Source organism: Psychromonas sp. (assembly GCF_983033635.1).
In genome coordinates this window covers 1-20,637 of the sequence record NZ_CEZLMY010000060.1, presented here as the reverse complement: position 1 = coordinate 20,637, position 20,637 = coordinate 1, and the positions used below count along the sequence as shown (strand labels likewise).

The window sequence follows — 20,637 nt, the reverse complement described above, 5'->3', positions numbered from 1 at the left end:
TGCTTCTATCAGCCTGGGCACGTTAGCCGGAATTGTGATGGGCTATGTTCCAGAATTCACTCAGCATCCCATTTGGTGGATTATTATCGGTGGTGTATTTGCCGGTATTATTCTGCTGGGGCGCAATTTGTACTGCGGTTATTTGTGTCCCTTCAGTGTTGTCCAGGACTTATTGCAAAAAATAAGTGGCATCAAACTTGCGCTTCGCCCAGGAATGGCCCAGAACGCCAGAAGAGTTATCTATGGCTTGAGCTGGCTTGCTCTGGTGTTGATTTTCTTGTCCCGCCATCCCGCTTTAGGCTCTTACGAACCGTTCAGCATGATGTTTTCTCTAAAGGGCATGGGTATTCAATGGTATATATTGCCGTTTAGTCTGCTTGGCTCTTTTCTCGTCCCTCAGTTTTGGTGTCGGCTATTCTGCCCAGTAGGTTTGTACCTGTCAGAGGCTGTTCGCTTACGTCAAGCGACCGTACAGAAAGTGGGCAGTATCTTTATTAAAGATATCACTAGTGAAAGCAGTGCTTCAGAAAGCTATTCGCAAGCGAACGAGGTATTGACCATTGTATTTGGTACGCAAACTGGTAACTCTAAGCGCCTGGCTTATCAAATGAAAGCAAGCATGGATGCGAATGGACTACCAGTTCGGGTAAAATCTATCGCTGATTACCAGATCGAGGATCTGAAGCAGGAAAGCTACCTTATTGTCGTTACCAGTACTTATGGCGAAGGCGATCCACCAGAAGACGTTGTACGCTTCCATAAGCAGCTATTTGCGGAAGACGCACCGAAACTAAATAACTTAAAGTATGCGGTATTAGCCTTGGGTGATAGCAGTTACCGCTTCTTTTGTAAAACTGGTGTCGAATTTGACCAACGCCTTGCCGATCTTGGCGCGCAGAGCTTTATCGAGCGTATTGACTGTGATGTCGATTATGACGAGCAAGCCGAAACGTGGATTATGTCAGTTGTTAAAATTTTACAATATCAACTTGAGGCCAGCTGCGCGAATGTTGTTAATACGATGGAATTCAATGATGGCGAACAGGCTTATTATAATAAGAATCGTCCATTTTCTGCCAAGCTAATACGCAATGACAGGTTAACAGCTGATAATTGCGAAAAAGATTTTCGCCATATAGTGCTTTCTTTGCAAGGCTCGGGGATTCAATATAAACCCGGCGATCTGTTAAGCGTTTACTTTGAAAATTGTGCTGAAGAAATCGACTCGCTATTAGAAAGTCTAGCGATCTCTGCTAACGTTACAATTGAACTAAAAGGAAAGACAACGACAATTCGCCAAGCTCTGATTGAGTCTTTTGAGTTGAGCCAATGCCACCCGGGTTTCATTGAAAAATATGCACAGCTTAGTCAACAGCAGGAGCTACTCGATTTGCTTGACGATGCCGACTCTATTCATGACTACGCGGCTGGTCACCAGACCTTTGAAGTCGTTCGCAGATATCCGTGTGCACTTACAGCGGAGCAGTTCCTGCCGTGTCTACGCAAATTGACGCCACGCAAATATTCAATCTCATCAAGTCAGGCCGAAGTTGAGGATGAAGTTCATTTAACGGTAACCCTAGTTGATTATCATGCAGATGGTCACCATTATTTTGGCGGTGCCACTGGATTTTTATGTAAACGGCTAGCACTGAAGGGTGAGGTCAAAGTCTTCGTAGAAGATAATGAAAACTTCCGCCTTCCTAAGCACAGTGATGCACCAATCATCATGATTGGACCGGGTACCGGAATTGCGCCCTTCCGTGCATTTTTGCAGGAACGTGCTGCGAAATCACAGCAAGGTAAGAACTGGCTTTTCTTTGGCAACCAAAATCAACCACTTGATTATCTGTATAAAGAGGAGTGGCTGAATTACCTGGAGCAAGGTGTATTAGACTCTATGGATTTGGCTTTCTCCCGTGATCAGGAAGAAAAAATATATGTTCAGCATCGCATACTGGAGCAGGCTGGCAAGTTTTATGACTGGCTTGAGCAAGGTGCGTATATTTATATCTGTGGTGATGTCTCGAACATGGCTGTCGATGTAGAAAAAACAATTTTGCAGGTTATTGAGCAGCAAGGAAATATGTCGGGCGACGATGCCCTGCAATATTTAACAGGCATGAAACAAAACAAGCGCTTTTTGAAAGACGTTTACTAAGAAAAAGTCGCCAATAGTGAGCAGCGATAACAGATGAGGAACGGACTTTGAGTCAATCAAACAATAGCAGTGATAGAGCAAGTATAAAGAATAGCAATACATTCGAAAGCAAACTTAGTTTTGCTTTGGCGCTAATCACCCTTTTACTAATATTTGGTTATTTCGTGCAGTCGTTTATTAGCATCCATCAACAAAAAATAATTGTTGTTGCCATGGAACGAATTGAATCAAAGGTTGTTGAGGCAAACAAACAACAACAGACAGAATTAAATCATAGAGGTTATTAATAATATGAAATATGGAATTCCAATTTACCGTAAGTGTGCTCATTGTGGACACGCTATCGAAATTCGCCCTTTAATTGAGGGGAGTCATACCGGCAGCGAATTGTGGAGCGATGGTCACGTTCAGTCGCTTATGATGCCAGAGCAGGCTATCTTGGCAAAATGTGATCATTGTGCTGAAGTGGTTTGGCTTACCGATTTGGCTCCCGTTGAAAAGCCTGAAGTTGAGCTGATAACAGGTTATAAACATCTGACTGCGGAAGAGTATCTGGCTTTATTGGAGCAACCTTTGCCTGAGGATAGGGAACGCACACTTTTACTACGCACAATGGCCTGGCAAAAAAGCAACCATGCTCGTCGTGGTAGCAAATCACCTAGCACGTATTCTGAAGCTGAGCAGAAGAATATGCGCGAATTAGATGCCTTGCTTAGTGATGAATGGGAAAATGAACTGGTTATGAAAATTGAAATTGCCAGAGAGCTTGGGGATTTCGACAAAGCGAAAAAGCTGATGACAGATATCGATTTTAGTCTTCACATTAAACATTTAACCGATCAACTGAAACAACTGGTTGAGGAAAAGGATGCAAATGTGGCTGTCTTCCAAACTAAAGAGTTGCCCGAGACAGATCATACTCCACCGAGCTGATAAGAATAAATTCCTTATTATAAATGCACTAATAAAGATCGCTGGCTAAAGCACAAATCAATTTAGCCAGTGTATGGGGCATAAGCTTGTAATATAAAATAGCAATATTAATGCCCTACTATTGCCACTAAGCCAGAAAACAATGCGGCACAACCAGAAAGCATACATAGGAACAGTGACGTGTAGCGAATCCACTTTTGAGATAAACGGTCGACAAAACGCATTGCAATAAAATAGCCCAGATAACCCGCAGGCAATAAAGGTAAAGCAAGGTAGACATGATGCCAACTCATATAGCCAATGGGAACCTGCATAGTTAAAGAAATAAGACAACTTGCAACAAAAAAAGCAGATAAATTGACTCGAATTAAATTGGCTTGTTGATGTTGTAGTAATAATGCCATCGGTGGTCCACCAATGCCTGAACTGGTACCAAAAAATCCAGACAAAAAACCTGCAATGAGCAAACGTCCAGGAGTGGGTTGTAATTTAAAAGGGAGCAGGCTAATAACAACAGCCATAAGCACTACGATACCTAACAATAATGACAATTGATCCGCATCGATATAGTAAAGCATTACGGCACCAGCAACTGAGCCGGGAATACGGCCAATAATCGCCCCCCAAAGGCCTTGTAAGGAGATTGTTGCCCGATATCCATAAGCGTTAATTAATGCTAAAAACAAACCGACAAATACAAGCGGACCAGGGATATATTCAGGAGATATATAGATGAGTATGGGAGCTGCAACCACCGCCAAACCAAAACCTGTCGCGCTCTGAACAAATGAACCGATAAAAATCAGTATCATAGCTAATAATAAGTTAAGTTCCATTTCTGCCTAATAAAGTTGGTCATCTAATAAGTTATAAACAGGACAGGGTTCCTAAGCACTTTGCCCTGTATTTTTATCTACTGGTTCGTTACCAAGTTGCGTTGATTTATGTCTTTGGCTCACCATAATACCGGCAAAAACAAGCGCAATACTTATCCATTGATCAGCATTAAGCTCTTCGCCTAAAATAATCGCGGATAACAGCAGCGAAAAAATAGGAATTAAATTTGAATACGCAGCTGCCGTTAAAACCGATACCTGACTTAATGCATAATTATATAAACCATACCCGCCCAAGGTAACAAATGTGCCTAAGTAAAGAATATTCACAATAGCATTACTGTTGTGAACTTCAGGCATCTCTACAAAAAATAAAAATGGCAAGAAAAACAGTGTGCCGCTTATGCCTTGTAAAGCAATCAGTGATAACGGTCCGTAACGTGCTGAAAGGTATTTTAAGCTCACAGAGTAATAAGCAGCACAAACCATAGCTAAAAACTCTAAAAAATTACCTAGCACAGGGTTTGGTGCATGTGCTGAACTTGGAGAAAATAAGGTTAATAAAATACTGCCAGCAATACATAAACTAAAACCAACAAGAATCGCCTTAGAGAGTTGTTCTTTAAGTATGTAAAATGCCAACACTGCAATGATAATCGGTAAACAGGATACTAAAACGCCCGCCTGAGAAGCCGAAGTGTTTTGTAATGCATAACCTTCAAATAAAAAATACAAACAAGGCTCAGCTAACGACATACTCAGTAAATATTTCCAGTCTCCACTTTGATATTGAAAACGTTTGACCCAGCGCCATAAAAAAGCACAGGATATTAAGGTAGTGAGCATTCGCAAAAAAATGACCAGGGCAGGATCATAAAAATCAACTGCATATTTTAATGCGATAAAGGAACTACCCCACAAAAAAGTGGCAATAATTAAACATAGGCTGGCAGGCATGGTGGTATCCAAGAAATAATAGGCAGTAACAGTGTCACTTTAAAGGAATTTTTGTAGAGCTTACCATAAATTAATCTGTTTTCAGTTTGTTTGATTATTTAAACGGCTGTCTGCTATTTCAAATCTGTTACGCCCATTATTTTTGGCAACAAACAAGGCATTATCGGCATCATTGAGTAATGCCTCAAATGTTGCATACTTATCTTCGTTGATAGCAATACCGATACTTATTGTCACATTTAAGCTTATTTTATTGATTAATAAGGGTGCGTTTTTTAATGCAAGTTGTAACCGTTTAGCAGTTTCGATAGCACCTCCCTCTTCACAGTGAGGTAATAAAATAACAAACTCTTCACCACCGTATCGCGCTAAAAAATCCACATCACGGATCTCTTTTTCAAAAGTACGACAAAGCTGCTGCAATACCTGATCACCAACTAAGTGACCATAACTGTCATTTACTTTTTTAAAAAAATCACAATCGATCATTAATAATGCAAGTTTAAACGGATGACGTTTGGTGCGGGAAAATTCTATTTCTCCTCTTTCATATAAAGCACGACGATTGGCAATATTGGTTAACGGATCAGTATTGGAAATGATCCGCAATGCCTCTGTCCGCCCTTCAACCAGTGCCTGTAAAGAATCTCTGGAAACTGTGGTTTCTGCTAACTGTTTGCTCATAGCATTAAATTTTTCAACAAATTCACTAAACTCAGAGCTTTTTTTAGAAAGCTTAATTTTTTTATAATTACCATCCAATATATCGCTGATACCATATTGAATATCTTTAATTGAGGATTTAAATACTCGACTTACATCAATTACCCCCCAAGTCAGCCCGCAAAAGGTGAGAACGAGAACTAGGGCGAGCATATAAAATAACTTGCGCATGATATACCGTAGTGAAGATTCTGCGCTTGAGGCTAGCTGTAAACAATCTTCCCGAATTAATTCAATTTGAGTCAGTAAACGTACATTTAAGTGAGCTTCGATTTTATTGTGAGTGTATTGATCTGATAATTGTTGTATCTGTTTAAACAAAATAATTAAACTGCCGTTTTGACTCATAATACTATTCTGAAGTGTCTGCTGTTGCGCTGTTAGAGCTGGAGCTGAAGAGATAACCTCAGTAAAGCGTTTCTGCTCGGTTAACCATGTGTCAGATTTTTGATGCGATAAAGCTCCTTGCCTTGTGAATATATGCAGCTGTAATTGGTCAACAACCTCTCCTACACGTTGCGTATAATCAACTTTTTCCATGGCAATATTTAATGACTTCCAGGACCAAAACAGGATAGAAAAGACAATAATCATTAGTCCAAAGCCAGCAACAGTAAACAGATATAAACGTTGAGTTAACCCCATATTTCTATTCCTATTCTGCCGGCCAATAAGGGTAAATAGTCAATCATAATCTCACCGCCATAGGATTTACTTTTTTTAAAGCTCTCGTATCTAATAACAACCTGTAATCTGGTAATTTGACGGTATCCACTAAACCCGATTCAAGCATCCAACTTGCCTGTGATTGCAGATTCATCAACAATGATCTGTTTAAACTTAATTTAAAAATGTAATCGGGCCAAACCCAGTCGATAAATTTTTGGGTGGCTCCAATGCGGGTAATAATTATTTTTCGAGCGTTATCAGGATTGGTTGAAATATAGTTAATCGCATCATTTAAAGCATGCAATACACAGGTTGCTTTTTTGAGTTTTTCTGTAGAGTCTAAACGACGCGAGATAAGGTTGAACATTAAGGTATTTAAGTTCTTTGTATTCAGTGTTTTTGCTTCATTATTTAACATTTGAATAGTTTGAAATGCATAGGGCTCCCAAGGAACAATCACATCAACTTTATGGTCAAAAAGAGCTTGCGGCAGTTTGTCAGCCGAAAATGAATGTACTTTTACATCTGCTATTGTTAACCCGGAGAGCGCCAGATAGGTACTTAATAAATATTCACCGGAGGCACCTTTAGTCACTCCGATACGTTTACCTGCAATATCTATGCTATCGATAATATTAGCTTTTACATGGCTGATAAGCTTTACATCATTATCAGACTGGGCAAAGCTTGCTAAGCTCACAAAATCATCACGAAACATGCCTTGGAATACAATCACGGAACCGGAACTTGTGCCAAAATCGGCATTGCCCATAACGACTTGCTCAAAGCTATTTTTTCCGCCAATTACATCATTAATAACAACATTTACACAACTTTGATCGAAAAAACCTTGTGACTCAGCAATATAAAATGGTGCCGAGAGTGGCGTTTTTGAAACTGCGATGGTGACTGTCGGTTTATTAACTGCTGAAGCTTTACTTTTGTCGTTGTATACACTAATTACGAAAACAGTAACAACCAATACAATAAGAATAACGATTAAACGCATATCTGCGTCCCTCATTGATTATAATTGCCTAAAAGTATAGAAGAATAATTAATTAAGACTCAATAACATGCATAAAAAGCGGAAAGGTATTGCCGGACGGAGAGCAAAACTAAAGCAACTAAACAGCAGCTTTATATTTGATTTTTACATAATAAAAAACAACCAACTCGACATATTTATGCTGTTTTTATATATAAGCCTCGCGACGTTCTATACTGCTAATATTAAATCAAGAATTTAAAGGAATATTAATGAAGATTAATTATGTCTTGTTTTTAATATTATTCAGTGCGTACAGCTTTGCCGCTGAGAATCCAACGATTAAGATGGCAACTGACCAATGGCCGCCCTATTATGGCGAAAATATGCAAAACCAGGGCCCTATTTCGGAAATAAGCAGGCAGGTACTTAATAAATTAGGCTACCAACTAAATATATCTTTTACCCCTTGGAAACGTGCTCTCGAACATACCAGAAAAGGTAAATATCATGCAGTCTTAGGCGCTTATACCAACAAGGAACGCTCTTTGTACTTTTGGAACTCTGATCCCATACTCAGCAGTTTTGTTGTTTTATTTGGCCATATAGACAATAAGAAATCTGTGCCTGACCTGGATGCTTTAAACAATCAGCGCGTCTGCATTATCAATGGTTACTATTACAGTGATGAGTTTACAAATAATAATTTTATATCAAAAGTAAAATCAAATAGTTTAAGGCATTGCTTTGAAAGATTAATTGCACAACGTGTGGATTATGTTGTTGCAGATAAATTAGTTGGACAGGCCTTAATAAACGAGCAATTCCCTGCATATAAAAATCAGATAACAACGCTGCCACTGGTTATTGCACAGGGAACTATTCATATTTTATGGTCAAAACAGATTCCGGAAAATTTAAAACTAAATGTATTATTTAATAATGAACTACAGCGTCTTAAAGAGTCTGGTGAAATTGATCTTATCTGGCAGAAATATGGATTTTAGTTAATGCATAGCTTTTGTTTGTAACACAACACAATATGAGTCCAATTTCCTATTGCAACAAAGCATTGCATGATCTTATTCTAAAATTATTTCTACACCTTGCGCACGTAAAGCATCAATATCTTGCTGAGGGGCATCTTTGTTAGTAACAAGCACTGAAATTTCCTTACTCACCCCTAAGCTAGTTGGAAAAATTTGCCCGAATTTACTTGCATCTGTAAGTACAATATTGCGTTTATTTTTAGCTAAAATAGCCTTGGCTACATCAGCGCGCATCATATCTCGGCTGGTAAACCCCGTATCTCGATGGTAACCATCAATGCCTAAAAACGCACTACTGAAATGGATATGCTCAATACATAAAGTGGTCAGTGAACCGACTAAACTTTCTCCCTGATGCTGATAAACACCACCCAGTAGAATAATATTGGCTTTCGTATGACGGATAAGATGCGCAATATAAGCGCTTGGCGTGATAATCGTTACATCTCCGCGTTCAGCTAATACTTGTGCTAATAAAGCATTCGCACTACCACCTTCAATCATCACGGTTTCGCCCAGCTTAACCAGCTGTGCCGCCCGTTCAGCCAATTTCTGTTTAACATCGAAACGCACTTCCATGCGCTCACTTAGATCATCACTTTGTAATGACACAGCGGCACCATGTACGCGTTTTAAGTAGCCTTCTTTTTCAAGTTGGTTCAAATCCTGGCGAATAGTCACCTCAGAAACGCCCGTATGGGCTGAAAGATCCGATACCATAATGCGCTTTTGCTGATTAACTAAATGTATTATTTCACTGTGTCTCGGGTTCATAAACAATCCTGTGATGATAAATAGGCTTTCAGCTTGGTTTCAGATGAAACGCCAGTGAAAGCCGGACATCTTACAAGTTATGCTCGGTGCGGGCAATAATATCGTCTTGTGCATCGGGCGATAAAGCTGTAAAGAAAGCAGAATAGCCTGCTACCCTGACCACTAAATCACGATACGATTCCGGATTCGCTTTCGCCGCTAACAGGGTATCGCGAGAGACAATATTATATTGAACATGCCAGCCTTTATGGTGATTAAAGAAAGTCCGGATCAACATAGATAACTTGACCATATCCCCTTCACTTTCAACCGCTGCTGGTGTTAATTTCTGATTAAGCAGTACACCACCTAATATTTTATTAACCGGCATTTTTGCAACAGAGTTATAAACAGCTGTTGGGCCCAATGTATCGGAACCGGATGATGGACTTGCCCCTTCAGCTAATGGTGTCCCTGCTTTACGTCCATCTGGTGTGGCCATCGTTGCTGCGCCAAAAGGTACATTTGCAGAGATACTTGACGTACCCGCATAGTATTCACCACCAATAGGGCCGCGTCCAAAACGGGTATTGTGGAATTTTGCTAACTCATCGATATAGGCGTTATATGCAAGTGTGATAAGTTGATCCACAGAGTCATCATCATTGCCGTATTTTGGCGCAAAATTTAATAAACGTTGACGAAGCAGTTCACCTTCCGATGTTGCGTAATTGCTCGCTAATGCCTGCGCCAATTCCGGTTGGGTAATCTGCGGTTGATCAAAAACCAGATGCTTAATCGCAGACAGACTGTTGCCCAAGTTAGCAATACCAACTTGCAAGCCTGACACCCAATCATACTTTGCCCCTCCCTCTTTGGCTGTTTTACCACGACTTAAACAATCATCCACCAATGACGAACAGAAAATATCCTGTACTTGTTGCTCGAGTACCGAATCAACCACACAATCAATTTCAATGGACTTACGCGTGAAATAACGGATCTGCTCAGACCATGCTGTCATGATTTCATCAAAATGTTTAAAGTTTCCTTTCGCCAGGGACTTGTCTGACGCCAGGAAGACCTTACCCGATGTCGCATCACGACCTTCATCTAATGAGGCTAATAAAATACGCGCAAAGTTAATAAAACTCATACCTGTACAACGGTATCCCCATTTACCCGGCACTGCCGTTTCAATACAGCCAATTGCGGAGTAGTTATAAGCATCGTGTTTTTCAACGCCTAATTTAATAAACTCAGGGATCACAATCTGATCGTTATTAAATGCCGGCATACCAAAGCCACATTTAATAACATCTATACACGCCATTAAGAATTCCTGATTCAACCCCTGGTGATAACGTACGCTTAAGTTGGGTTGTGTTGAGCGTAATTGCCCGCAGGATTCAAGAATTGCCCAAGATAACGAATTAACGGCATCCGATGCTGTTCCATCTGCAGCTAAGTTTTGGCCGCCAATGGTGACATTTTGATAAAGTGGGCTACCTGCAGATGCTTTTGAATGTGCACCAGAACGGATCTTATTGACTTCTAACAGTTTCAACCAGCAGCTTTGTAATAACTCCAGTGCAAACTCTCTGCTTAGCGTTTTATCTGTTTTCACATCCTGCTTATAGAAACGGTGCAGGTATTGATCCATTCGGCCAAATGAAACCGAGTGACCATTTGATTCAATTTGTAAGACAAGCTGTACAAAATAACATAGCTGTAAAGCCTGCCAAAAAGACTCTGGTTTATTAAATACGATTAAACGGCAATTAGTAGCGATGGTTTGCAGCTCTTGGCTTCGTTCTTCGCGTGTTTCTTGCGTCGCCATTTTCTCTGCAAGCTCAGCGTAACGGACAATATGTTGTTGCACGGCTAACAGTACAATCTCAACTGATTTTAAGAACTGTTCACGTTTTAAATCTTCAAAATCAGCGAGATCGATTTTAGCGCGATGTCCACGTACTTCGTCAATCAAGCCGTTAAGGCCAATACGCAATATTTTTTCATTATCAACAGCTAAGTGTGCATCGCCGGAGGTCATATTACCCTCCGCTTTGATAATGGTTGATGCCAGAAGTTCTTGTTGCTCATCTGTAAATAAACCGTAACAACGATCCTGCACTGTTTTACCTCGCCAGTATGGCGTCAGTTTATGGATATTCTCTTTATCCTCTTCGCTCACCGCAAATCCAGCACCAGGACGATCAGCTAAATCATCAATTTCAGCTTCAAGCCAACGCACCGTATATTCCGGAAATATAGGTGCCGCACGCACTTTGCTCGCCTGATTGCCAATGATTAACTCATCATGTTTTATCCAGATAGTACGTGTACGCAGATGCTCTTGTAATGCCAAAGCACGCTGCACAACTACAGGTTTATGTTCATTTTCTTGATATACCTTGGTATAAGTTTGAGCACGTTCAGTACACACTGACGGCGTAAGGATATTAATAAGCTGATGTTTATGATCAATAATACGTTTTGCTAAGTAATTAAGATTCATTTCGGTTAACCTCTAATCGTAACGGTGAGCTTTTGCGCACTCAATGGATGGTTTTCTGCGTATCGTTGTGCGTTAGCAAGCAAGTCTGGATTATTTAATGGCTTGTCTGAACAGTGATACGGCATATCTAATAAGTTATATTTATTCATACCTAGCGTGTGATACGGCAGAAGGTGAATTTCACTACAGGTTTCAAGTGAAAGTGCAAAATCAATGATCTCGTATAATTCTTTCTCTGTATCATTAAATCCTGGTACAACAGGTACACGGATCACAATACGTTTCCCATGTTTTGCTAATTGTTGAAAATTACTTTTAATCCGAGCGAATGAGCCTTTTGTCCAATCCTGAAATTTTTGCGGATCAGTATGTTTCAAATCAGTTAACCAGCAATCAACAAAAGGCAAAACCTGTTCAATGTTTTTCCAGGGTGCATGCATACAGGTTTCAATCGCTGTATTGATCCCCTCCTGATGCATTCTTGCAGCTACATTGGCAACCAGTTCAGGCTGCATTAATGGCTCTCCTCCAGAGAATGTCACGCCGCCATTACTTTCAATATAAAATGGTTTGTCTCTTAATAATGCATCACAAAGGTCATCTTCGTATGCTTTTTCACCACAGACTGTTAATGCTTGTGTTGGGCAAGATGTTTCTAAACGATCTAATGTGTGCTCCGTAATAGCGGTGCGATTAATAACTATTTCATCCTGACTACTACGGGTAATTGCACCAGTCTCTTTCTGGCAGGCATTACACTCTTTGACACAAAGACGTTGGTCGAATAATAACGATCGCTTTGCACTGCGACTTTCTGGATTTTGACACCAGGAGCAAGCAAGGCTACAACCTTTTAAAAACAGGATAGAGCGAATACCATCTCCATCATGAGTAGAATATCGTTGAATATTAAAATACATAAGCACCTCGAATGAAACACTAGGGTTTCGTTTAATGAAATACTACAGCCTTCGAATGAAACCTTTATTGATCTTAATCAATTGCCGATTGGTTTTTAATCGTTATAGTTTTGCTATCTAATACACAACTCGGAGTAATAATTATGATTGAGCTATATCTTGATACTGCAGACATCGAACAAGTGAAACGATTCAAGCAATGCTTACCCTTAAAAGGGGTGACCACCAATCCTTCTATTTTGGCGAGTGCAGGTACCGGCTTAAATGAAGTGTTAACTGATTTAGCACAAGTGCTGGGGCCTAATGCGCGTTTTCATGCGCAAGTGGTCAGTACATCCGTTGCAGGAATGGTTGAAGAAGCAAAGCAAATTCACCAGTTGCCTTATGATATGGTTGTTAAAGTACCTGCAACTGAAACTGGCCTAGCCGCTATTAAACAAATTAAAAAAGATGGGATTTTAGTGCTTGCAACAGCAATTTATTCCGCTCAACAGGGATTTATGGCGGCATTATGCGGGGCTGATTACCTTGCACCTTATGTTAATCGTATTGATGCAATGGGAACCAATGGTGTTGGAGTGGTTGCCGATCTTCAATATTTGCTAAATCAACATGGATTAGCAAGTAAAATATTGGCTGCAAGCTTTAAAAACACACAACAGGTGATGGATGTTATGAAGTTAGGTATTGGCGCAATCACACTGCCTGTCGATGTTGCGGCACAGATGTTTGCTCACCCGGCGGTGCAACCGGCAGTAGAGCAGTTTAGCAAAGATTGGCATGAGGCATTTGGTAATAAACTTTCATTTGAAAGTTAATTAAAGCAAAAGTGTAAATTTATTTTAAACGTAGGACGAAAACCATACATATACAGTTGCAGTGGAAATATGGATTCAGAGCTAGACAAGGATAAATTTAAGGGGTATGCCCGCTTGGGGAGCTAAACGGGCGTAATTGGAATCTCAAGCTTAACTTCTGTTCCTCTGCCGACTGTACTAATGATCTCGATTTTGCCATTTAAAATATCTTTTACTGAATGGTAAACAATACTTAAACCTAAACCAGCATTGGTACTTGACTTGTTGGTATAAAACGGATTAAAAACACTCTCAATATCAGTTTCCTTAATTCCCTTGCCGTTATCTGCAATAATAATAGATAGAATCGTTTCCCCCATCGATACTTTAATATTTATAATGCCTGATTTATCAAAATCATAGCCGTGTATTATTGAATTGCTCAATATGTTATTGATGATTAAATCAAACACTGCTGAATAACTATTTATTTCAAGGTTGTCTTCACAAGCTAATGAGATTTGATGTTTGTCAAAGTTAAACGCACTGATGCTTTTTTCAATTTTTTGACGCACATTAAACAGTTCCTTTTTCAAAGATGCTTCATCTCTTGTGATTAACTTAAACATATCGATTAAGTTAGCTGATTTTTCTAACCCTGAAATCAATAACTCATAAGACTTCTTATGGTTACTGAAAAATTCTTCTAAATTCTTTTTACTGATCTTATGTTTATAATAATCTTGCTGAAGATGAGTGATCAGGCTTTCAATATATGTCGCTGAAGTAATTGAAATGCCTAAAGGTGTATTAATATTATGCGCGATATCTTTAACAAGCCGGTTAATGGCAATTAATTTTTCCCTTTGAATAATTTCATTCTGAGCTTCATTAAGCTCTTCCGTTCTTTCTTTTATGATTTCTTCTAAGTGCTCATTTAACGCAGACAATTTATTCGATACATACTGTCGTCTTATTATTTCTTCGTTCAATTTTTTGTTTTTGATTTCAAGAGATTCAATAAAATTATTAAAATGAGCCCCAAGTTGATTGATTTCATCATTTCCGTTAATTTCTACTCGTACCGATAAATCGCCATTTACACCTTGTAAAACCGTGTTTTCAAGCTTTTTAATCGGCTCTATTACCATTGAACTTATCTTGATCGTCACCACAACCATTATCAGTAAAGCAACTATAAGCGCGACAACAATGATCTTAGTCACATCATGCAGAGCATCATAAAAATCAGATTTATACGCTGAAGATGCAATAATCCAGTCATACTCTTCTAATTCTGAGTAAACTAATATCTTTTTTCTTGCCTCCTTTTCAGAAGGGTTTTTCCAATCATATTCGATTATGCCGTTTCTTTTTTCAATGATTTCACTCACAACAGCAGCTTGCGGATCATTTTCTTCTATTAAATTACGGCCCTTAAGTGACGGATGAACCAAAAATGTACCTTCGTTATCCAAAATAACTGAATACCCCTCCTTGCCGAACTTAATTGCCGTTACTTGTTTTTCAAAATCACTCAGGTTTAATAAATCAACAAATTCACTTCTATAACTCGATGCACTTAAAATCCAATCCCAAGGCTCAAAATAGCTCATATACAGTGCTTTGGGACGATCAGCTAAATCACCAGGATTACTCCACATATATTCAATATAACCATCTTTTTTCTTAAGTTGTGTTTTTATAAATTCGTATTCTGAAATATTAGTATTCTGCAACGCTTTGAATGGATGATAAACAAGGACTCCAGTGCTATCTAATATATACATATAACCTGTTGTGCCAATCTTAAATGGCCTAATAGCGTCAAGCGCCTTTTCCTTAGCTTCTTTCTCTGTGATATAACCCTTTTTATATAAATCGTAATAATATTCAGTTATCTCTAGAGAACTTTCTGAAGTAGTTCTGAGGTGTGTCTTTATAGACGTATCTACTGCGGTCTTAATCATGCTATTGATCAAATAGGAACTGTTTTGCAGCTCTGATTCAACATTGCTAGTAATGATTCTTTTAACATTAAATAATATCGCAGCGATTGTGATTGTAATAATAATTAAAAATATAGTGGTATATACAGCGATTAGTCGAGATGTTAACTGCATCCTGCCCAATTTTTGGTATAAGTAATTCATACTCACTTCCTTCACTGTTCATTATTACTAGTAATAAACAAACGTGATTAATTATCTAAATATAGCTCAAATAGAGGCATTTAATTATTATGTTTATTCTTTTACTTTCGACAAAACGCACAGATAATTATTTCAACATAGGTAGCAACTTGGTTGTTATCACCACATTAAGAAACTTGTCTATATACCCTTATATCTCAGTTACTAAAAGCATAGTCATACAAAAGATTATGGCAATATCGAAAGCCATCTAAATGGTAGGATCTCACCTGTCGGCAGCTGATAGATGGCATATTACTACTATCAGATCATACAGCTTCGAATTGTAAACTTTATTGATAGCATTTCATTTGTTGAGTTGCTGATGGGAAAGAACACAATAATCAGTCTTGGTTAATAAAGTAAAGTCCCTCGGCTTTCCAGCAGTGGGGTGAGTCTCTTTTACCTTTTATATTCATAGCTAAATTACTATTGAAACTCTCACTTTATGATTAGACGATACTAACTTGCTAAATAATGGACATAACCAACGCTTTGTGATTTAAGGTAAAAGAGAAAATCCACACGTTATTACACATCCTTGGCAAACAGAAGATAAACTGAGATTGACAGCACGGAGCACAGTGTCATCATCGCCACCATAGGCCAGGCAGAGGTTGCAGGCAATGCTGAGACGCCAGCAGCCACCAGCGCAGCAGTTGAAAATCTAAGTGTTCCAGCTAAAGATGACGCAGTCCCGGCAATATGAGGATACTCACTCAATAACAATGCCATACTGTTACTGCCTATTACAGAAATAGTACTAACATCATTACCGGAATAACCGTTCCCCATAAACCTAAATTGAGAACCTGTGCAAACAGTAACAGAAAACCAGCAGTAAGTTGAATTGATAATCCAAACCGTAACATCCAATGTGATCCCATTTTCTTTACCAAACTGCCATTTATACTGGTCATGACCATCATTAGTAGTACATTTAAGGCAAATAAATATCCTACATCTTCGATATCTATCCCATATAGATCTATGTAAACAAAAGAGCCCGCCGTTAAAAAGGCAAACATACCAGCAAAAGAAAAAGCGCCCGTCAAAATCAAACCAATTGCCTGGGGGCGGGTAAATAACCCTACATAATGACGAATGCTTGTCCTCAAGCTAAACGCATGCCTTTTTTCAACTGCTAATGTTTCAGGGATAAACCATATCACAGCAAAAATCACAGCAAGCGCAATAGATGCCAACAACCAGAAAATGGAACGCCAACCGAACCAGACTGCCATATACCCACCTATTAAAGGCGCAACCAAAGGGGCAATAGTCATCACTAAAACAATAAATGACATGGTACGAGCATAATCTTCCTTAGCAAACATATCTCTGACAATTGCTTGAATAACAACAGCGGCAGCTGCCCCCGCAAAACCTTGGCCTGCACGAACCCAAGTTAACGCTTCAATACCATCGGTAGTTGCACTTATTACTGCAGCTAATGCGAATAAAGTGGTTCCAATAATCAATACAGGTTTACGGCCATAACTGTCTGCTAATGGGCCATGAAGTAACTGACCAACAGCAAACCCGGCAGTGTATGCCATTAAGGTAGTTTGAATTGCACCGGAACTTACCCTTAGTTCCTGAGCAATGCTCGGCATTGCAGGCAGATACATGTCAATGGCCAATGGCGTAAGCGCAGAAATTGCGCCTAAAATAATTATCAGTAAAAAGCTTAATTTTATTGGTGAGGTTGAGCTCATAATGCTACCTAACGTAAGGAATATGAATATATTTGGAGGATGGCCGCTAGGCTAACACGATATAGATCGCACTATTTATTGAAAGCACTTTCCACTTATTAATAGCGATTATTGATTTGAGATATTAAACAAGAGGGTAAACCGGAAATATAACGTTCGCTAATAAAAAAACGTTAACAAGAATAAAACCGAATCAGCCTGCTCTATTAACAAACAGGTTAAGAAAGCTGGCAAATTCGCATTTGTGTTTATACTTTTTAAGCAAAGTGCTACACGGAGATGTTTATGTGTTGTCCTTTGCTTCCATCAGGAGTTGGCGCTACTGGTGCCACAGATTCTAATAACTGTGCAGCTTGTTGCTCCGCTTGGTTATTGGCTGTTTTCAACAAACTTACGTTCACCTTTTCAAGGGTATTTACTTTAGCCTGATTGCTCATCACACCACCGACAACACTCATGTCCATAATTTACCTCAATCACTGATAACAAATTGAATACGTCATTAGCACCTAAAAATAGGTTATAAGACGACTTACATCTATTGAATATAGGCCTTAAAGATCGAAAAACAAAGTGCTTATTGCTGTTTCTATAATTAAATCCTAAATCATTATTACTATATCGGCAGCCGATTGCTCTACTTTAGATATATATTTAGCCAGTTGGTGCGTTTTATAAAAGCTATCATTGCCGCTTACGATCCCAGCTCTCTTTGCAGACGGATTTGGATTCCGAAATATAGTTCATCTCAGTTTCATATTTTATTACAGTCTCGTCTTACTATCTGTAATAGCTGCTGCCAATGTATCATCATCACGCACAAATTTAATTTCAGAAAAGCCCATGCGCGTAAACTCAGTCTTACGAAAATTTTTCACAATACCTTGACCGCGACAACTCATTTCCAACTGTTTTTCCATCGCTAAAAAGCTTTTTAAATCGACACTTTCTGCGTCTGCTACTGCTTCATACATGTCATGAAATAGATTATACGAAAATTGAATGATATTACGCTTACCTTTAAATACGTAAGTTACTTGCCTTGCCATAAATTAAACCTTATAAATTATATTGTTTTTGATCTCGTTCTTTAACCTCAACTATCCTGTAATCAAGCGGAGATATCAGCAAGTTGTACTGTTAGCAGAAAGAGGAAACATATCTGTATTCTTTTAAATCAGTGCCGGTTGCGCAGGCATAATACCTAAATTACCTTTGCGGTTCTATATTGATCAGTTATACAAGATAAATCCTAAGGCAATTTAGCAGGGGTTGAACTTGATTGGAAATGGCGTTAAAGAATAATTTGATATACGGAGGGGTGCCAATGGAAATTTCTTAAGTTCAGTACTGCTTGTAGAGCACTTTCCTATGCACCTCAAATAAGCATTATTATCAGGGCTTATTTGAGGTGTTATTAACGAATTTATTTATACTTTAAATTGGTTTAGTTGCTGATCTTGCTTACCCATTTGATCTCTCATCAATTCGGCATGTTTTACCTGCTGTTGTGCGCCAGTTGCTACATCTTGGCTGATATCTCTAATATTGGTGGTATTGCGATTAATCTCTTCTGACGTGGCAGACTGTTCCTCTGCAGCTGCTGCAATTTGTAAGTTCATATCACTGATTTCTAGAATCGCTACCCGGATTATTTCCAAAGTATCATTTGCTTTGCTTGCTTCCTCCGAAGTTGCTATAGCGGCTTCGCGGCTATGTTTGATTTTATCTTCAGCCTGGCGAACGCCTGACTGTAACTGTTCGATCATAGAGCGGATTTCACTTGTTGATTCCTGCGTTCTGGACGCTAATGAGCGAACTTCATCAGCAACAACGGCAAAACCTCGACCTGACTCACCAGCTCTCGCCGCTTCAATTGCAGCATTTAGCGCCAATAGATTTGTTTGGTCAGCGATACCTGTGATCACAGATAATATTGATTCAATATTATTACTGAACTTCGCAAGTTCAACGACAGACTCAACCGCATTTTCCATATGTTGTGCTAATTCATTAATTGAATTAGTTGCATTGGAGACAACAGCCACCCCATTGGCGGTTTCTTCATCCGCAGTTCCAGCAGCCTGAGCCGCAACCTGCGCATTTTTTGCGACTTCAACAGCACTTGATGCCATCTCATTCATTGCCGTTGCAAGCTGGTCTAATTCTGTTAATTGCTGCTGTAACTCTTGGGAAGCTTTTTCGGATTCATTACTGACTTTATTTGTACTTTGCCCAACGTCCGAAGCAAGATCTTTAACATTTATAATAATGCTCTGCAGGTTCTCAACAAATATATTAAATTGAAGTGCCAGCCCACCGAATTCATCTTGTGAAATAATAGGTAAGCGCTTAGTTAAATCACCGTTACCACTATTAATCTCTAACAGAGATTGTGTTAAAAGGCCTATCGGTTTTAAAATAGTCTGCATTAAACTACCTAACACAATCACACCAATTGCAACACTAATCAAAGCCCCCCAAAGTGAATGCCAGCCCATTGCATTAGCATCCGCCATTACAATATCGGCATCAACGACAACACCAATATACCAGTCCATACCTCTAAGCCCTTTAAGTAGCGTAAAACTAACCCACTGAGTTTGACCATTGACCTCTATTTCATGAATTTTTTTATCTAAAGCAACGGCATTACCATCAAACAGTTGCGCATAGTTTTTACCATTATTATCAGCATTGGGGTGACTAATGATATTGCCGTTTTTAGTAAGAAGAAAAGCGTAACCCGCATCATTAAAGGTCAGAGTATTAAGTGCATCTGAGACTGTTTTCAAACTAAGGTCACCACCAAAGGCCCCTTTAAGCTCCCCTTTATCTGATATATTAGTCACTACAGAGATTAAAATATCCTTTGTCACTGAATCTTCATAAGGCTCGGTAATCATTGCTTTATTAGCACTTCTAGCCACCTTATACCAAGGTCTTTTTCTTGAATCCCAATTTTCAGGCTGCCAAGATGGATCGTTGGTGATCGCTTTACCATCTGTATCCAAGCCGCCAAAGATAAGTATAAAATTTTCTTTGAGCATTTTTGCATCAAAAGTATTCTGTATTTGTTCACTACTGAAGTTGCTGTCTATCACCTGTGCTGCAAGATCTATCACTTCTAATTTACCTGATAACCAGTTAGTTATCTGCTGAGCTAAGGCGTTACTTGATTCCTCAATAGCACTGCTTGCCTGGTGTTGTAGGGTATCTTTCACCTCCCGATACTGCAGCCAGGAGAGTGTACTGATAGCTAATACCAATACTAATGATGACGCTAAAACAACTTTAATTGAAACTTTCATATTTATTATTCCTTAATAAACGTTAATCCTATATACAAATCAACTGACATCCTTTTAGTTAGCTTAGAACCCAAATAGGACAATTGCTAATACAATTTGTAGTTTATTTAAC

At 39.0% G+C, this 20,637-nt stretch carries 18 protein-coding genes; 5 read left to right on the top strand and 13 right to left on the bottom strand.

What is annotated here, in order from left to right; translation table 11 throughout:
* The 3 genes from AC4GME_RS09910 to AC4GME_RS09900 form a co-directional block, all read left to right on the top strand.
* Positions 1-2,161 (top strand): assimilatory sulfite reductase (NADPH) flavoprotein subunit (locus AC4GME_RS09910; RefSeq protein ID WP_490379322.1); only part of this gene is annotated, 2,161 nt, incomplete at its 5' end.
* A 47-nt stretch (positions 2,162-2,208) separates the two neighbouring features.
* Positions 2,209-2,448, top strand: coding sequence for a hypothetical protein (locus AC4GME_RS09905; protein WP_490376057.1), 240 nt, complete (start codon positions 2,209-2,211; stop codon positions 2,446-2,448).
* Positions 2,449-2,452: 4 nt separating this feature from the next.
* A complete protein-coding gene (locus AC4GME_RS09900) occupies positions 2,453-3,094 on the top strand; it encodes a hypothetical protein (RefSeq protein ID WP_490376058.1) in 642 nt (213 codons plus the stop codon).
* A gap of 107 nt (positions 3,095-3,201) precedes the next feature.
* Here AC4GME_RS09900 and AC4GME_RS09895 read toward each other — a convergent pair whose 3' ends face one another.
* The 4 genes from AC4GME_RS09895 to AC4GME_RS09880 form a co-directional block, all read right to left on the bottom strand.
* Positions 3,202-3,930, bottom strand: a complete 729-nt coding sequence (locus tag AC4GME_RS09895) for a sulfite exporter TauE/SafE family protein (RefSeq protein ID WP_490376059.1) — start codon at positions 3,928-3,930, stop codon at positions 3,202-3,204.
* 51 nt (positions 3,931-3,981) lie between these two features.
* Entirely contained in the window at positions 3,982-4,887 is a 906-nt protein-coding gene (locus tag AC4GME_RS09890; RefSeq protein WP_490376060.1) for a DMT family transporter, read from the bottom strand.
* A gap of 81 nt (positions 4,888-4,968) precedes the next feature.
* Positions 4,969-6,255, bottom strand: coding sequence for a GGDEF domain-containing protein (locus AC4GME_RS09885; RefSeq protein ID WP_490376061.1), 1,287 nt, complete (start codon positions 6,253-6,255; stop codon positions 4,969-4,971).
* Between the two features lie 43 nt (positions 6,256-6,298).
* Positions 6,299-7,288: an ABC transporter substrate-binding protein gene (locus AC4GME_RS09880; RefSeq protein WP_490379321.1), complete on the bottom strand. Its 990-nt coding sequence runs from the start codon at positions 7,286-7,288 to the stop codon at positions 6,299-6,301.
* Positions 7,289-7,539: 251 nt separating this feature from the next.
* Here AC4GME_RS09880 and AC4GME_RS09875 point away from each other — a divergent pair, with 251 nt between their 5' ends.
* Entirely contained in the window at positions 7,540-8,274 is a 735-nt protein-coding gene (locus AC4GME_RS09875) for a substrate-binding periplasmic protein (RefSeq protein WP_490379320.1), read from the top strand.
* Positions 8,275-8,349: 75 nt separating this feature from the next.
* Here the strand turns inward: AC4GME_RS09875 and AC4GME_RS09870 are convergent, their stop codons facing one another.
* From AC4GME_RS09870 to AC4GME_RS09860, 3 genes are all read right to left on the bottom strand, one after another.
* Complete coding sequence (locus tag AC4GME_RS09870) at positions 8,350-9,090, bottom strand: DeoR family transcriptional regulator (protein ID WP_490376064.1); 741 nt, start codon at positions 9,088-9,090, stop codon at positions 8,350-8,352.
* A gap of 70 nt (positions 9,091-9,160) precedes the next feature.
* Positions 9,161-11,587, bottom strand: coding sequence for a formate C-acetyltransferase/glycerol dehydratase family glycyl radical enzyme (locus tag AC4GME_RS09865; protein WP_490376065.1), 2,427 nt, complete (start codon positions 11,585-11,587; stop codon positions 9,161-9,163).
* 5 nt (positions 11,588-11,592) lie between these two features.
* Positions 11,593-12,507 (bottom strand): glycyl-radical enzyme activating protein, encoded by a 915-nt coding sequence (locus tag AC4GME_RS09860; RefSeq protein WP_490376066.1) that lies wholly within the window; start codon positions 12,505-12,507, stop codon positions 11,593-11,595.
* Between the two features lie 143 nt (positions 12,508-12,650).
* Here AC4GME_RS09860 and AC4GME_RS09855 point away from each other — a divergent pair, with 143 nt between their 5' ends.
* Positions 12,651-13,325 carry a fructose-6-phosphate aldolase gene (locus AC4GME_RS09855; protein ID WP_490376067.1) on the top strand — a complete coding sequence of 225 codons (675 nt, stop codon included), beginning with the start codon at positions 12,651-12,653 and terminating at the stop codon, positions 13,323-13,325.
* A 122-nt stretch (positions 13,326-13,447) separates the two neighbouring features.
* Here the strand turns inward: AC4GME_RS09855 and AC4GME_RS09850 are convergent, their stop codons facing one another.
* From AC4GME_RS09850 to AC4GME_RS09825, 6 genes are all read right to left on the bottom strand, one after another.
* A complete protein-coding gene (locus AC4GME_RS09850) occupies positions 13,448-15,457 on the bottom strand; it encodes a cache domain-containing protein (protein ID WP_490379319.1) in 2,010 nt (669 codons plus the stop codon).
* Between the two features lie 570 nt (positions 15,458-16,027).
* Positions 16,028-16,219 carry a hypothetical protein gene (locus AC4GME_RS09845; protein ID WP_490379318.1) on the bottom strand — a complete coding sequence of 64 codons (192 nt, stop codon included), beginning with the start codon at positions 16,217-16,219 and terminating at the stop codon, positions 16,028-16,030.
* Positions 16,220-16,245: 26 nt separating this feature from the next.
* Positions 16,246-17,214 carry a Bcr/CflA family multidrug efflux MFS transporter gene (locus AC4GME_RS09840; protein ID WP_490379317.1) on the bottom strand — a complete coding sequence of 323 codons (969 nt, stop codon included), beginning with the start codon at positions 17,212-17,214 and terminating at the stop codon, positions 16,246-16,248.
* 269 nt (positions 17,215-17,483) lie between these two features.
* Positions 17,484-17,678: a putative motility protein gene (locus AC4GME_RS09835; protein ID WP_490377635.1), complete on the bottom strand. Its 195-nt coding sequence runs from the start codon at positions 17,676-17,678 to the stop codon at positions 17,484-17,486.
* 300 nt (positions 17,679-17,978) lie between these two features.
* Positions 17,979-18,263, bottom strand: a complete 285-nt coding sequence (locus AC4GME_RS09830) for a DUF2960 domain-containing protein (protein WP_490379316.1) — start codon at positions 18,261-18,263, stop codon at positions 17,979-17,981.
* A 381-nt stretch (positions 18,264-18,644) separates the two neighbouring features.
* A complete protein-coding gene (locus tag AC4GME_RS09825; protein ID WP_490377637.1) occupies positions 18,645-20,525 on the bottom strand; it encodes a methyl-accepting chemotaxis protein in 1,881 nt (626 codons plus the stop codon).
* Positions 20,526-20,637 lie beyond the last annotated feature (112 nt).